General features: G+C 64.1%; 8 protein-coding genes. 4 read left to right on the forward strand and 4 right to left on the reverse strand.

From position 1 onward, the window contains the following. Positions 1 to 67: 67 nt before the first annotated feature. Positions 68 to 2,914 (forward strand): TonB-dependent receptor, encoded by a 2,847-nt coding sequence (locus VM94_RS22640; RefSeq protein WP_082127855.1) that lies wholly within the window; start codon positions 68 to 70, stop codon positions 2,912 to 2,914. A gap of 171 nt (positions 2,915 to 3,085) precedes the next feature. Here the strand turns inward: VM94_RS22640 and tldD are convergent, their stop codons facing one another. Genes tldD through VM94_RS22655 form a run of 3 tightly spaced genes read right to left on the reverse strand, consistent with a single transcriptional unit; the run spans position 3,086 to position 9,558 of the window. Next, positions 3,086 to 4,546 carry a metalloprotease TldD gene (tldD, locus tag VM94_RS22645; RefSeq protein ID WP_046685408.1) on the reverse strand — a complete coding sequence of 487 codons (1,461 nt, stop codon included), beginning with the start codon at positions 4,544 to 4,546 and terminating at the stop codon, positions 3,086 to 3,088. Between the two features lie 20 nt (positions 4,547 to 4,566). After that, on the reverse strand, positions 4,567 to 5,367 hold the full coding sequence (locus tag VM94_RS22650; RefSeq protein WP_082127856.1) for a carbon-nitrogen hydrolase family protein: 801 nt from the start codon (positions 5,365 to 5,367) through the stop codon (positions 4,567 to 4,569). Between the two features lie 30 nt (positions 5,368 to 5,397). Then, positions 5,398 to 9,558 carry a YhdP family protein gene (locus tag VM94_RS22655; protein ID WP_313902963.1) on the reverse strand — a complete coding sequence of 1,387 codons (4,161 nt, stop codon included), beginning with the start codon at positions 9,556 to 9,558 and terminating at the stop codon, positions 5,398 to 5,400. Between the two features lie 259 nt (positions 9,559 to 9,817). Here VM94_RS22655 and glnE point away from each other — a divergent pair, with 259 nt between their 5' ends. The 3 genes from glnE to VM94_RS22670 all read left to right on the forward strand — a co-directional run bounded on the left by glnE (position 9,818) and on the right by VM94_RS22670 (position 13,688). After that, complete coding sequence (gene glnE / locus VM94_RS22660; protein WP_046685410.1) at positions 9,818 to 12,571, forward strand: bifunctional [glutamate--ammonia ligase]-adenylyl-L-tyrosine phosphorylase/[glutamate--ammonia-ligase] adenylyltransferase; 2,754 nt, start codon at positions 9,818 to 9,820, stop codon at positions 12,569 to 12,571. A 13-nt stretch (positions 12,572 to 12,584) separates the two neighbouring features. Next, a complete protein-coding gene (locus VM94_RS22665; protein WP_046685411.1) occupies positions 12,585 to 13,361 on the forward strand; it encodes a YoaK family protein in 777 nt (258 codons plus the stop codon). A gap of 138 nt (positions 13,362 to 13,499) precedes the next feature. Continuing rightward, positions 13,500 to 13,688, forward strand: a complete 189-nt coding sequence (locus VM94_RS22670; RefSeq protein ID WP_046685412.1) for a hypothetical protein — start codon at positions 13,500 to 13,502, stop codon at positions 13,686 to 13,688. Positions 13,689 to 13,745: 57 nt separating this feature from the next. Here VM94_RS22670 and gap read toward each other — a convergent pair whose 3' ends face one another. After that, a complete protein-coding gene (gene gap, locus VM94_RS22675) occupies positions 13,746 to 14,756 on the reverse strand; it encodes a type I glyceraldehyde-3-phosphate dehydrogenase (protein WP_046685413.1) in 1,011 nt (336 codons plus the stop codon). Between the last annotated feature and the right edge of the window lie 12 nt (positions 14,757 to 14,768).

The raw sequence follows: 14,768 nt of genomic DNA on the forward strand, positions 1-14,768 counted from the left end.
CCAGGCCGCACGGCCAAGACTTCAAGGTGCATCCCACCTTTTCCTGTCTGACCTTCCGGAGAATCGCATGATCTACAAAGAATCCGCCCATCCATCCCTGCTTTCACCGCCACGTATGGGCCTGGCCCTGGCAAGCGCCCTGCTCGCCCTGCCCGTCCTGGCACAGGAAGCTGCCCCCGTTGCCCGCGTGGAAATCACCGGCTCGAACATCCGTCGCGCGCAGGCGGAAACGGCGTCCGCCGTGCAAACCCTGAACGCGGCCGACATTGAAAAATCGGGCAAGTCCAGCGTGGCCGAACTGCTGCAGACCCTGGCCGTCGACAACCAGGGTTCCGTGCCCACCAGCTTCGGCAACGGCTTTGCCGCCGGCGCTTCCGGCGTGTCGCTGCGGGGCCTGGGCACGGCCTCGACCCTGGTGCTGCTGAACGGCCGCAGAGTGGCGCCGTATGGCCTGGCCGACGACGGCCAGAAGGTATTTGCCGACCTGAACATCATTCCCCTGGAAGCGGTGGAACGGGTGGAAATCCTCAAGGATGGCGCCTCGGCCATCTATGGTTCGGACGCGATTGCCGGCGTCGTCAACGTGATCCTGCGGCGCGACTACCAGGGCACGGCCATCAAGGGCAATTACGGCAAGACGAAGGAGTGGGACGGGCGCGACGCGCGCGCCGCCATCACGCACGGCTTCGGCGACATCGACAGCGACCGCTACAACGTGCTCTTGAACCTCGAGTACAGCGAAAAGGCCGCCATCTGGAACCGCGACCGGGCCGGACGGGGCGCTGTGGGACGCGGCGACTTGCGCGACCTGGGCTTCAGCGCGCAGGAATCGCTCAGCGGCGCGGGCGCCATCACCACCAACAACGCGGCCGGCAGCGCCGTCAACGGCAATGTGCGCAATCCCGACACGCTCGACTACTACAACCGCGGCAACCTGGCCGGCGCGGGTTTTACGCGCACCTTCCCCGGCGCCGCCTGCGGCAACTTCACCACGCATCCGCAGGGCGACCCGGGCGGCGGCTGCCTGACCGACGCCGCGCAGCAGTACAGCCAGATCCAGCCCAAGCAAAAGAACATTAATTTCTTCGGCCGCGCCGCCTGGCAACTGACGCCGGCGTTGCAAACGTATGCCGAGTTGAACGTGTACCACAGCGAATCGCATTCGGCCACCACGCCGTCGACGGTCAGCGGCTCGGTCGGCTACCCGGGCGGCCCCGTCAGCAATGCGGGCGTCTCGCTCGGCGCCGCCCACCCGGACAATCCATATTTCGGCACGGCGGCGCGGCTGCGCTACCTGGCGGCCGATGTGGGGCCGCGCCTGTCGGAAGTCAATTCCACCTTCACGCGCTTTGTCGCCGGCATCAAGGGCACCGTGGCGGGCTGGGATATCGACAGCGCCATCCTGTACTCGCAGAACAAGGTGTCGAACGACCTGGACGGCTACCTGCAGCGCGACGTCGCCTTCGCCCTGCTCAACCCGACCGCCGCCAACGTGGCCGCGGCCAGCCTGAACCCCGCGTATGCGGCCCTGCCGGCCGGCAGCCTGTGGCGCATCGCGGAAAACGCAGGCCTCAATTCGCCCGAGCTGTACGCTGCCCTGGCGCCGCGCATCTCGAACGACGCCAAGACGCATATCGCGCAGATCGACTTCAAGGCCAGCCGCGAGGTGGCCAAGCTGGAAGGCGGCAGCCTGGGCCTGGCCGTGGGCGCCGAATTCCGCCACGAATCGACGCAACTCAAGCCCACCACGGGCACGGAGCGGGGCAATATCATCGGCCTCGGCTATTCCGCTTACAAGGGCAGCCGCAATGCCTCGGCCATCTACGCAGAGGTGCTGGCGCCCGTGCTGAAAACCGTGGAACTGTCGGGCGCCCTGCGCGCCGACCATTTCACCGACGTGGGCAATTCCTATACGCCAAAAGTGGGCGTGAAATGGACTCCCATGCGCGAACTGGCCCTGCGCGGCACCTTCGCCAAGGGCTTCCGCGCCCCGAGCGCGGCGGAAAACGGCGTCGGTGGCCTGGCCGCGTTCTCCACTGCCAGCGATCCGCTGCGCTGCGCGCTGGGCGTGGAAGTGGCATGCGATCCCGCGCCGATCGCCGTCATCACGTCGCCCAATCCGAACCTGTCGCCCGAACGTTCGCGCAGCTATTCCGTCGGTGCCGTGTGGGACCCGCTGCCGCGCAGCAGCATTTCCGTCGACCTGTGGCAAATCCGCCGCAAGAATGAAATCAACCAGGAGCAAACGGATGCGGCCATTGCCGCCGGCAACGTTGCGCGCGACCCGTCGACGGCCACCGGCATTCCCGGCGATCCGGGCGCCATCACGGCCGTGCTGGCCAACTATGTGAATTCGGCGCAAACGACGGTGCGCGGCATCGATATCGACGCCCGCCAGCGCTTCAACCTCGACCATGGCTACGGCAGCCTGACCTTCGACCTGAAGTGGACGCATCTGTACAAATGGCTGCGCACGGAACAGGATGGCACGCAGCGCGATTTTGCCGGCACGCATGGCAATTGCGATATCTCCAACTGCATGGGCACGCCGGACGACCGCATCAACCTGGGCGCCACCTGGGAACGCCAGAACTGGCGGGTCACGGCCAACGTCAACTACCGCGCGCCGCTCGACAATGTCCGCTTCAAGAACGACCCGGACGGCTGCGCCACGCATTTCGCCGACGGCACGGACGCGCCGCGCGGCTGCCGCATCGCCTCGTTCACCACGGTGGACCTGACGGCCCGCTGGCTGGCCACGCCCAAGCTGGAAGTGTTTGCGACGATACAAAACCTGTTCGACAAGATCGCCCCGCTCGACCCGCTGACGTATGGCGCCACGGGCTACAACCCGCTCGACTACGCGGGCGCGGCGGGACGCTTTGTCAGTGCGGGGGTGAAGTATAAATTCTGAGATCCAGCAGCCGTGTTGGCGCCGCCGGTGATTGGCTTGATGGTGATGTCGGGTTACGCGCTTTGCGCTAACCCGACGTACACGAGCAGCATGCCAGAAATGTAAGTCCGATTAGCGGGGCGCAGCCGCGCGTAATCCGACAACCATGTTGGCCTCACAGTGCCCGAAAAATCAGGCCGTACCGCCAACCGTAATACCATCGAGGCGCAAGGTCGGTTGCCCCACGCCCACGGGCACGCTCTGCCCCTCCTTGCCGCACACGCCCACGCCCGAATCGAGGCGCATGTCGTTGCCGATCATGGAGACGCGGTTGAGCACGTCCGGGCCGTTGCCGATCAGGGTCGCGCCCTTGACAGGGTAGCTGAGCTTGCCGTTTTCGATCATGTACGCTTCGCTGGCCGAGAAGACGAACTTGCCGTTCGTGATGTCGACCTGGCCGCCGCCGAAGTTGACGGCATACAGACCATTTTTGACGGACGCGAGGATCTCGCCCGGGTCCTTGTCGCCGCCCAGCATATACGTATTTGTCATGCGCGGCATGGGCAGGTGGGCGAACGATTCGCGGCGCGCATTGCCCGTCACGGGCATCTTCATCAGGCGCGCGTTCATCGTATCCTGGATGTACCCCTTCAGGATGCCGTCCTCGATCAGGGTCGTGCACTGCGTAGGGTTGCCCTCGTCATCGATATTCAACGAGCCGCGACGACCGGCCAGGGTGCCGTCATCGACCACGGTGACGCCCTTGGCGGCCACGCGTTCGCCGATGCGTCCGGAAAACGCGGACGAGCCCTTGCGGTTGAAATCGCCTTCCAGGCCATGGCCGATCGCTTCGTGCAGCAGGATGCCGGGCCAGCCCGGGCCCAGCACGATGGACATGGGGCCGGCGGGCGCCGGGCGCGCTTCCAGGTTCACCAGCGCCGAATTGACGGCGTCCGTCGCGTATTGTTCCAGCACGGCATCGCTGAAATAGTCGTAGCTGAAACGCCCGCCACCACCGGCCGAGCCCGTTTCGCGGCGACCATTCTGTTCCGCGATCACGGTCAGGGACACGCGCACGAGAGGACGGATATCGGCCGCCAGCACGCCGTCGCTGCGCAGCACCAGCACCACGTCGTATTCGCCGGCCAGGCCCGCCATCACTTGCACCACGCGGGGATCTTTCGCGCGCGCCATCTTTTCCACGCGCTCGAGCAATTGCACCTTGGCCGTGGCGTCCAGCGACGCGAGCGGATCGTTGGGCAGGTACAAGGAACGTCCGCCTTGCGGCTGCATCTGGCCGGCGATCTTGATTTTGCCGGCACCGGCGCGCGCGATCGTGCGCGTGGCCGCCGCCGCTTCCAGCAGGGCCCGCTCGGAAATGTCGTCGGAATATGCAAACGCCGTCTTGTCGCCGGACACGGCGCGCACGCCCACGCCCTGGTCGATGGAAAAACTGCCCGTCTTGACGATGCCCTCTTCCAGGCTCCAGCCTTCGCTCTTGGTCGACTGGAAATACAGGTCGGCATAGTCGACCTTGTGCGTAAACATCGTGCCCAGGGCTTTGAGCAGCTTGTCTTCGTCCAGGCCGAACGGCGTGAGCAGGATATCGCGCGCCACGGCCAGGCTGGACAGATTGGGGTCAAATGGAATCATGGCTTTTCTCAACATTCAATTTACATGGTGCGGTGCGTCAGGGCCGGCAAGGACTCTCGCACGCCGGCCAAAAACACCAGGTCGATCTCGCCGCTGACCACGCCCTCGCCTTCGGGCAGCACGGCGATCACTTCGCCCCACGGGTCGATCAGCATGCTGTGGCCCCAGGTGCGCCGGCCGTTCGGATGCAGGCCGCCCTGCGCCGAGGCCAGCACATAGCACTGGTTTTCGATGGCGCGCGCGCGCAGCAGCACTTCCCAATGGGCGCTGCCCGTCGTATGGGTAAACGCGGCCGGCACGACGATCAGCGCGCAATCGCCCATGGCGCGGTACAGTTCGGGAAAGCGCAGGTCATAGCAGATGGACAGGCCGACGCGGCCGAACGGCGTCTCGATCGAACGCACCTGCGCGCCGGGCACGATGGTGCGCGATTCGTTGTACGACTCGGCGCCGCGCGTAAAACCGAACAGGTGGATCTTGTCGTAGCGGCCGGCCGGCTCGCCTTGCGGGTCGTACACCAGCGTTGTATTGAGGACCTTGCCCTCCTCACCGGAAATCAGGGGCAAGGTACCGCCGATCAGCCAGATGCCGTGCTGGCGCGCCATCTGCGCCATGCCGTCCTGGATCGGTCCGCTGCCGGGCTGTTCCGCATGGGCCAGCTTGTCCGTTTCCTGCTTGCCCATGATGGCCCAGTATTCGGGCAGCACCACCAGCTGCGCGCCACCGGCGGCGGCCTGCGCCACCAGGCGCCGCGCCGTGGCCAGATTGTCTTCCACGGAGGGCGAGGAAATCATTTGTACTGCTGCGACTGTATGCATCATTGCCACCTCTTATCCATTCAAACGCCTCGCCTATTTCGCCACGGCCTCCACGGCTGCAGCGGCAGGCACGGCGACAGGTTCCAATTTACCACCATCGAGCTTGGTCACGACGGGCGATTTCCACGGGCCGGCGATCTGCATGTGATAGGTGAGCGCTTTCATCACGGGGGCGCGCAGGAACAATTGCGCCAGGAAACTGCCCAGGCCGATGACGGGATTGACGGCCAGCGCGTACACGAGCGGCCCCGTGCCGAGGTTAAATTCCGGGATCACCACCACGTGCAAATTCGTCGTTTCATTGGCGATATCGGCCGTGCCATCCATCAGCACGGTGGCCGCCACGCCATGCATCTTGAGGTTGTCGGTGGTCACCACGCCGCGCTTGATGCTGGCGTTGGCCGTGATGCCGTCGAAGGCCAGGCCTTCGGAAAACACGTCGTGGAAATCGAGTTTCAGCAAGCGGGGCAAGGCTTGCAGGCTGAGCACGCCCAACAGCTTGGCCGCGCCAGGATCCTGCTTGAGGAACTGGCCCGATTCCACGTTCATCTCGATCTGCCCCGACAAGGTGGGAATATCGAGCGAATACGGCAAGCCGTTCCAGGCGATGTCGCCGCTCAGGCGGCCCTTGCCGCGGCGCACCGTGTCGGCAAAGCCAAAGCGGTCGAGCAGCTTGCCCGCGTCGACGATATCGAGGCCAAAACGCAGGCTGGTCGTGCTTTGCCCATCCTTGATGACCCATTTGCCACTGCCGCTCAGCGCGCCGTCGGGGTTCGACAGTTGCAACTTGCCTACGCGCCACTCGCGCCCGCCCGCCGCCATGGTGTTATAGGCCTGCAACTCCAACCGGCCGATCTTCTTGTTGAACAGCTCGAATTGCTCGGCGACGATATCGAGCGAAGGAATCGACTGGGCGCCGCTTTTGCCTTCCAGCAAATTCTTCACGTCGTTGGCGGCCGACTCGGGAATGATCAGCGACGACAGGCGCGCCGTCATCTTGCCCAGACCGGATGGGGTTTCCAGCCACGTCACATAGCCCGACACTTGTTTCGCATCGATATTGGCTTGCCACACATCCTTCTGATGCGTGGCGCCCACCACCACGTTTTCCAGCTTGCGCTCGCCCAGCATCAGTTCGCTGGCACGGGCCGCCATCATGTCCGGCACCACGTATTGCGCGATATCGGGCGCATCGTCGGCGCCGCCACTGTCGGCGGGCGCCGTGGCGCTGCCGGCGATCTCGCTGCCGGCGGCGATCCAGCTGTCCACGTCCAGGGTTTTCATATTCACGTTGAGCATCATGCCGCTCTCCGGTTCCGGCGCCGGCACGTTCACGCCGATGCCGCCGCGCACCAGGCGCCAGGCGTCCTTGCCCTGCTTCTGGCGCTGGTAGCGCGCCGCGATGCCGGAGCCCAGCGCGATGCGGATATCGTCCGTGCGCAAGCCGGCGCCATTGGCCGCGTTGCCCGTCAGGGTAAATTTCACGGGCAGGCTGTCGCCGGCCGGCTTTTTCAGGGGGGCGGGGAAATCCAGGCCCAGGCCCGTCAGCGGCGACTCGACATTGACCACCACTTGATGGTCGCGCGCCGTGATCAGGCCGTTGTAGCGGGCGCCGCCATTCAAATGTTTCGCCAGGCGCTGCAGCACGGGCGCCGGATACGTCTTGCGCAAGCCATCGATGGTCATGTTGCCCGCCAGTTTCACCTGGATGGAATTGTCCGGCTGCGTGCCGCCCGAAATGGCCAGCGGCCCGCCCAGCAGGCTGCCATTCAAGCCATTCAGGTTGACGCCTTTTTCGTTGAATTCAATCTTGCCCTGCGTGCCCAGCACGGGCGGCATGTCGTGGAACAGCACCACGTCGTTGCCCGCCAGCTGCAAGCTGCCTTGCACGGTCGACTCGAGCATGCGCTCGATCGGCAAGTGCAGTTTGAGGGCCAGTTTGGCGTTGCCCGTCGCCGTCGTTTCATCGGTGAAATGCTCGATCCAGCCCAGCACGGGGCTGGCCGTCACGTACTTGAGGAATTCCTGCATCGGGCCGGCCGCATTGCCCTCGATATCAAGCAAGGTGTCGAAGACGGTCAGGTCGGGGATCACGGCTTTGACATTGGCCAGCGCCACGCCGCCCGTGGTGGCCGTGTCGCCGCGAATTTCCATGCGCGCGCGCTCGAACACAAAACTGCCCTTGATCTTTTCCGCCTGCGGCCACAGGGGCGCCTTGCCCGCCAGCGGACCGCTTTCGGCAAATTCGCCGGGCGCATAGTTCAGGGTGCCGTTCTCGATCTTGCCGGCCACGCGGAACTCGCCGCGATTGCGCTGGGCCGGTGTGTCGGCCTTGAACGGGAAATGTTCGAGTTCGCCGCGCAGGCGCAGGCTGACATCGCGCGCCACGCCGCCTTCCAGCGCTCCTGTCAGCCAGTGGCGCAGGTGCTCCGGCGTTTGCAGCGGCAGATAGCGGCCGATGGTGTTGATCTGGAAATTGTCGATGCTGCCCGTTAAGTCGACCTGGCCCAGATTCTTGCCGTCGATCGGCAAACGCTGCGAGCCATGCAAGGCGACTCGCATTCCTTGTTGATTAAAATCAAGCCTGTCCAGGTCGACTTGCAGCATATTGTCTGCTTGGAAAGCCCAGCGTGCCTCCATTTCGAATTGTTCGAACGGCAAGGCGGGGTCACTCAAATAGGAGGCCAGTTGCAATATCAGTCCCTGTGCATCGATGGCAATGGTGCCTCCCTTGTCGCTGGCGTCGATGCTGCCAGTCAGGCGGTCGAAGCCGGGAATGGCCGGTGCGGCCGCCTGCGCGGGGCTGGTCGCCGTCTTTGCCACGGCCAGGCGCGCCGGCTGCGCATTCAGTCCAAGATCGATGAGCTTGCCGCGCAAACGGTAGCTGGCCGGTGTCGCCATCTCGCCTTCCCATTGCGCCGAGAAATCCTGCAAACGCCCGCGCGGCGCCAGCGCGTCGAGACGCTGGCGCTGCTGTTCGCCCAGCGGCAGCTTGTCGGCCAGCGCGGCCAGGGTGTGCAAATCGAGCGACTTGGCCGTGATTTCCGTGCGCGCCGGCTTGCGTTTGGTGGCGGCAACAAAGCGTTCGGACAAGGTCGTGGGCGGCAGGCTGAGGCCATCGCGGGTTTCCACCGCGAAATTTGTCAATTCCACCTGATGGCCATTCGCACCAAAGGTTGGCTTGCCGTCAGGCACCTGCGCCGACAGCTCTTCTTTTGCCGAAATGCGTCCGCTGACCGACAGCAGGTCGAGCGGTGCGATATGCTCGCCCAGCTGCGCCGTCACATCCGTCAAGCCCACGTCGGCCGTGAAGCCGGCCAGGCGCGCGTGATCCAGGCTCAACCAGGCGCGCAGGGCGCCCTTGCCCTGACTCAGTTCGAACGGGTAATCGAGGTAGCGGCGCCAGGCGGCCAGGTCGGCGTTTTTCAGGTCCGCATACAGCTCGCCTTTCCACATCGACACATCCGAGATGCGCGTGCTGAAGGGCGGATGCGTGAAGTGAGCGCGCACATCGATGGGTGCGGCCAGGCTGGCCGGCGGCGTGACTTGCAAGCCCAGGCGGTGGCTGCGCCAGCGGTTGCGCAGCAGCAGATTAACCTGGGATAAAGCCAGCTCGGGTGTGCCGCGCGCTTCATCCGTCCAGCGCACCTTGCCGTCGCGAATGATGATGTCATGCTGCGACAGCAGCCAGTCGGCGCCCTTGCCATCGCTGCCTTGCGTGCTGTCGATCAATACCCCGGCCACGTACAGCTTGCCATCCTTGCTGCGCCGCACGTCCAGGTCCGGCCGCGTGATTTCCAGGGTTGTAAAGCGCACGGAACCGAGCAGGCTCCACCACGACACGGTGGCCGATATGCTTGGCAAGCTCAGCGCCTGGCGCCCCGCCTGGTCGCGCAGGGTCACGTCGCCGAGGAAGAGATTGGGCCGCACGCCATGCCAGGAGGCATAAATACGCGCGATGCTGACCGGATTGCCCAGCGCGCGGCTGGCCGCCCGCTCGATATCGCCTTTGTAATAGTCGATATTCGGCAGGATCGCGTAGCGCAGGAATAAAAACAGCACAGCGAAAGCGAAATACGCGAGCAGCACCAGTTTGATGGTAAAACCCAACACGTGGTGGGTGGCCAGGTTGGCCATGCGATAGGCGGCACGCAGCCGCTGCCAGCGCAGAGCCAATGGCACATGTTCTGTCACGCTTGCTTCTGGCGGTTTTTGCATCAATAAGCTAATAAACTGGTCCGGCGTCAAATAATGGCAAAAATCGTCTGCATTCGTGGTGCGCACCTGCATCCTTGCGCTTGCGTCTGAGCAAAGCCTCCCTTACCATCGTCCGGAAGAGCACGCACTACCGGCGGTATTGGGTCGGCGGCACAATTTTACCGCATCCCCCGGCGTTCGCAGCCAAGTTAAACAAGAACATGCACGCAGCATTCACGAGACAGTTACCGATACCATGAGCACACAGCCTTTGATTTCCGCCTCCCGTTTCTACCAGCGCTGGCTGGACGCCGCCCCCGAGCGCGCCGCGCAGGTAGCACAACTGGTGCGCGCGCCGCTGGACGGGCTCGATTTTGCCGCCGAGTTGGCCGCCCAGGCGAACGCCGCCACGCCGCCGCTGCCGCCCGAGCGGGCCATGCGCCGCCTGCGCAACCTGCTCGTCTGCGGCCTGATCGCGCGCGACCTGCAAGGCCAGGCCGACTTGAACGAAGTTGTGACAGCCATGACGGGCTTTGCCGATTTCGCCATCCGCACGCACGTGGATGCCATCATGGCTGAAATGGTGGCCCTGCACGGCATGCCTGTCGGCGAGGAATCGGGCGAGGAACAGGCCTTGATGGTGTTGGCGATGGGCAAGCAGGGCGGCGGCGAGCTCAACGTTTCGTCGGATATCGACCTGATCTTTGTCTACCCGGAAGACGGTGACACGCAAGTCACCGTGCCGGGCCAGCGCAGCCTGTCCAACCACGAGTTTTTCATTCGCATGGGCAAGAAACTGATCGCCGCCCTGGCAGAGATCACGCAGGATGGCTTTACTTTCCGTGTGGACATGGCCTTGCGTCCGAACGGCAACTCGGGTCCGCTGGCCGCCAGCCTCAGCATGGTGGAACAGTACCTGATCGTGCAAGGCCGCGAATGGGAGCGCTATGCGTGGGTCAAGGCGCGCGCCGTGACGGGCAAGCCGGAAGATATCGCCTCGCTCGACGCCATCGTGCGCCCGTTCGTCTTCCGCCGCTACCTCGATTTCGGCGTCATCGATGCCATCCGCACCATGCATGGCCAGATCCGCGCCGAGGTCAACCGCCAGGAACGGCTGCATCCGGACCGCAGCAACAACGTCAAGCTGGGCCGCGGCGGCATCCGCGAAATCGAGTTCCTCGCGCAAGTGTTTCAGCTGATACGGGGCGGGCGCGACGCCGAGCTGCGCGAGCGTTCCACGCGCGCCACCCTGCGCACGGTGGCGGACAAGGGGCTGTTGGAGCCGGCCATCGTGGAACAGCTGCTCGGTTCCTACACGTTCTTGCGCAACCTCGAACACCGGCTGCAGTATCTTGACGATGCGCAAACCCACACCCTGCCCGCCAACGACGCCGACCGCCTCACCGTGGCGCAGATGATGGGCTTACCCGACACGCCCACCCTGCTGGCCCAGCTGGAAGCGCACCGCGTGTTTGTCGCCGGCCAGTTCGACGAGATGTTCAGCGACAAGAGCAGCGGCACGCCGCCGGCCGACACGGGCATCGACCCGCAAACGTCGAACGACTGCGCCGCGTCCGACCAGCAGGAAGCCATCGAAGCGCGCTTTGCCGCCCTGGGCTTCCATGAGCCGGCCGCCTGCGCGCGCCGCCTGCTGGCCACGTGGCAGGCGCCCCGTTTGCAATCGTTGCCCGAGGCGAGCCGCACGCGCCTCGTCGCCCTCGTCAATTCCGCCCTGCCCCTGATCACCGATTGCTCCGTGTCCAACGGTAACGCCAGCCAGCTGGCCACCCTGGGCCGTCTGCTCGATTTCCTCGAGGCGATCGCGCGCCGCTCGGCCTATCTGTCGCTGCTGACGGAATACCCGCATACGCTCGAGCGCGTCGTGCGCATGGTGTGCGCCAGCGGCTGGGCCGCCACCTTCCTCACGCAGCACCCGATTTTGCTCGACGAACTGTTAGACGAGCGCATCCGCAACACGGTGCCCGACCCGGCCGCGCTGGCCCTGGACCTGCAGCGCCAGCTCGACGACGCGCCCGGCGACACGGAGCGGCAGATGGATATCCTGCGCGAAATGCACCACGCGCAGCTGTTCCAGTGCCTGGCGCAAGACCTGGCGGGCGACCTGAGCGTGGAAAAGCTGGCCGACTACCTGTCGCAGCTGGCCGACATCATCGTCGCCGCCACCGTGCAAGCCGTGTGGCAAACGTTACCGACACGCCACCGCGAAGTGCCGAAATTCGCCGTCATCGCGTACGGCAAACTGGGCGGCAAGGAACTCGGCTATGTCTCGGACCTCGACGTCATTTTCCTGTTCGACGACGACGACCAGGAAGCGCCGGGCCTGTACGCCAAGCTGGCGCAGCGCTTCATTACCTGGATGACCTCGCATACTTCGGCCGGCATTTTGTTCGACATCGACATCGCCCTGCGTCCCGACGGCGCCTCGGGCATGCTGGTCTCCAGCGTGCAGGCGTTCGAGCGCTACCAGGGCAGCGCGGCCTGGGTGTGGGAACACCAGGCGCTCACGCGCGCGCGCTTTTGCGCCGGCGACGCCACCATCGGCAAGCATTTCGAGCGCATCCGCGACACGATCCTGTGCAAGGAACGCCCGGAAAACGGCCCGCTCAAGGGCGAAGTGGTGGCCATGCGCAAGAAGATGCTCGATGCGCACCCGCCCCGCCCCGGCAGCTTCGATTTGAAGCAGGACCCGGGCGGCATGATCGACATCGAATTCATGGTGCAATATCTGGTGCTCCAGCATGCGGCGCAGTATCCGCAGTTGACGGCCAATTCGGGCAATATCGCCCTGCTGCGCCTGTGCGGCGAACTGGGTCTGATCGATGCGCAGCTGGCCGCCCTGGTCGCCGACGCCTACCGCGCGCTGCGCAAGCTGCAGCACCAGTTGCGCCTGCAGGGGCAAGACCTGGCCCGCGTGGAACCGGAACGGGTGCGCGTGCATGCGGACAACGTGATGCGCCTGTGGCAAGCCATCTTCGGCGCCACGGTCTGAGGCCGCCCCGGGCATGCCGCTCCATTACCTGTCGCGCCTGAGCGGATCGGCGCGCGATACGCAAGCCAATCTGCAGCTGGGCTGCGTGCTGGCGCTGGTGGCCGGCGCCGTGAATGCGGGCGGATTCCTCGCCATCGGCGGCTATACCTCGCACATGACGGGCATCGTCTCGGGCATGGCGGACGACCTGGCACTGGGCAATATCACGGTGGCCCTGGCCGCGCTGGGCGCGTGGCTGGCTTTTGTCAGCGGCGCGGCCGTCACGGCCATCATGGTGAACTGGGGCAAGCGGCGCCGCCTGCACAGCCAGTTTGCCGCCAGCCTGCTGCTGGAAGCGGCGTTACTGCTGATGTTCGGCTTGACGGGCAATTACCTGGCCGCCATGCCCGACGTGCTGGGCCCCGTCACCATCTTACTGCTGTGCTTTGTCATGGGTTTACAGAACGCCATCATCACCAAGATTTCGGGCGCCGTCATCCGCACCACGCACGTGACGGGCCTGTCTACCGACATCGGCATCGAACTGGGCAAGATGGCGTATTACAACCGGCGCCACCTGCCCGACCGGATGGTCAAAGTGAACCGCGGCAAGCTGAGAACGCACAGCGTGCTGATCGCCTGCTTCTTCATCGGCGGCGTCAGCGGCGCCCTGGCCTTCAAGCACATCGGTTTTCCCGCCGCCACCATCCTGCTCGCCGGCGTGCTGACCCTGCTGTCGGGCGTGCCCGTGCTGCGCGACTTGCGCCTGCTGTGGCGTTTTTATAGGCGCCGCCTGCACGCCTGGCATTAGCAGAAATATTTTTCTTTATAGCAATAATTTACTGGTTTTAATGCTAATATTTTTCTGCGCCTGGCGGGCTCATCATGCCTGCCGTGGCGGCCTTTTGATTTGACACCCTACCATTGTCCAATTATGAAAGCGAGAAAAATGATTTCCATTAAAAGAGCCCTGTTTGTCTTTGCCATCGCCGTGGGCGCCGCCGCTTCGTTCTCCAGCACGGCCGCCGTGCGCGCGTGGATTCCGTCGGAAAATTGCGATTACATCCTCAACATGTGCTATCAAGGTGTCGAGGCGTCATGCGAGCAGTGGCGCAACCAGTGCGAACCTAAAGAATAAGCTGGCATCAGACGAAAAAAACGCCCCGAAGGGCGTTTTTTGTATGCTAGCCAGAAATTACTTCGCCGACATCAGTGCAACGGTGGTGTCGAGCATGCGGTTCGAGAAACCCCACTCGTTGTCGTACCACGACGATACTTTCACCAGGCGGCCCGACACTTTGGTCAGGGTCGAATCGAAGTTCGACGAAGCCGGGTTATGGTTGAAGTCGATCGAGACCAGCGGTTCGGTCTGGTACGTCAGGATGCCTTCCAGGGCGCCTTCCGAAGCGGACTTCATCAGGGCGTTGACTTCTTCCACGGTCGTGTCGCGCTTGGCGATGAACGACAGGTCGACCAGCGACACGTTGATGGTCGGCACGCGGATGGCGAAGCCGTCCAGTTTGCCATTCAGTTCAGGCAGCACCAGGCCCACGGCGGCAGCGGCGCCCGTCTTGGTCGGAATCATGCTCATGGTGGCCGAACGGGCGCGGCGCAGGTCTTCATGCATCACGTCGGACAGCACCTGATCGTTGGTGTAGGCGTGCACGGTGGTCATCAGGCCCGTTTCGATGCCGATGGCGTCGTTGAGCGGTTTAACCAGCGGAGCCAGACAGTTGGTGGTGCACGAAGCGTTCGAGATGACGGTGTCCGTCGATTTCAGTACGGAGTGGTTCACGCCGAACACGACGGTCGCATCGACGTCCTTGCCGCCTGGTGCCGAGATGATGACTTTTTTCGCGCCGCCCTTCAAGTGAGCCGAAGCCTTCTCTTTGGTGGTGAAGAAGCCCGTGCATTCCAGCACGACGTCCACGCCCAGCTCGCCCCATGGGATTTCAGCAGGATTGCGCTGTGCGAATACGCGGATCGGATCGCCATTGACGATCATGTTGTCGCCTTCGACGGTGACCGTGCCCGGGAACTTGCCGTGCGCGGTGTCGTAGCGGGTCAGGTGGGCGTTCGATTTGGCATCGCCCAGGTCGTTGATGGCAACGATCTGGATATCCTGTTTCTTGCCGCCTTCGTAGAAAGCGCGCAACACATTACGGCCGATGCGGCCGTAGCCATTGATTGCAACTTTGATCGTCATACTCTGCTCCTG

This window comes from Janthinobacterium sp. KBS0711 (assembly GCF_000988085.1).
Taxonomy (GTDB): domain Bacteria; phylum Pseudomonadota; class Gammaproteobacteria; order Burkholderiales; family Burkholderiaceae_D; genus Janthinobacterium; species Janthinobacterium lividum_E.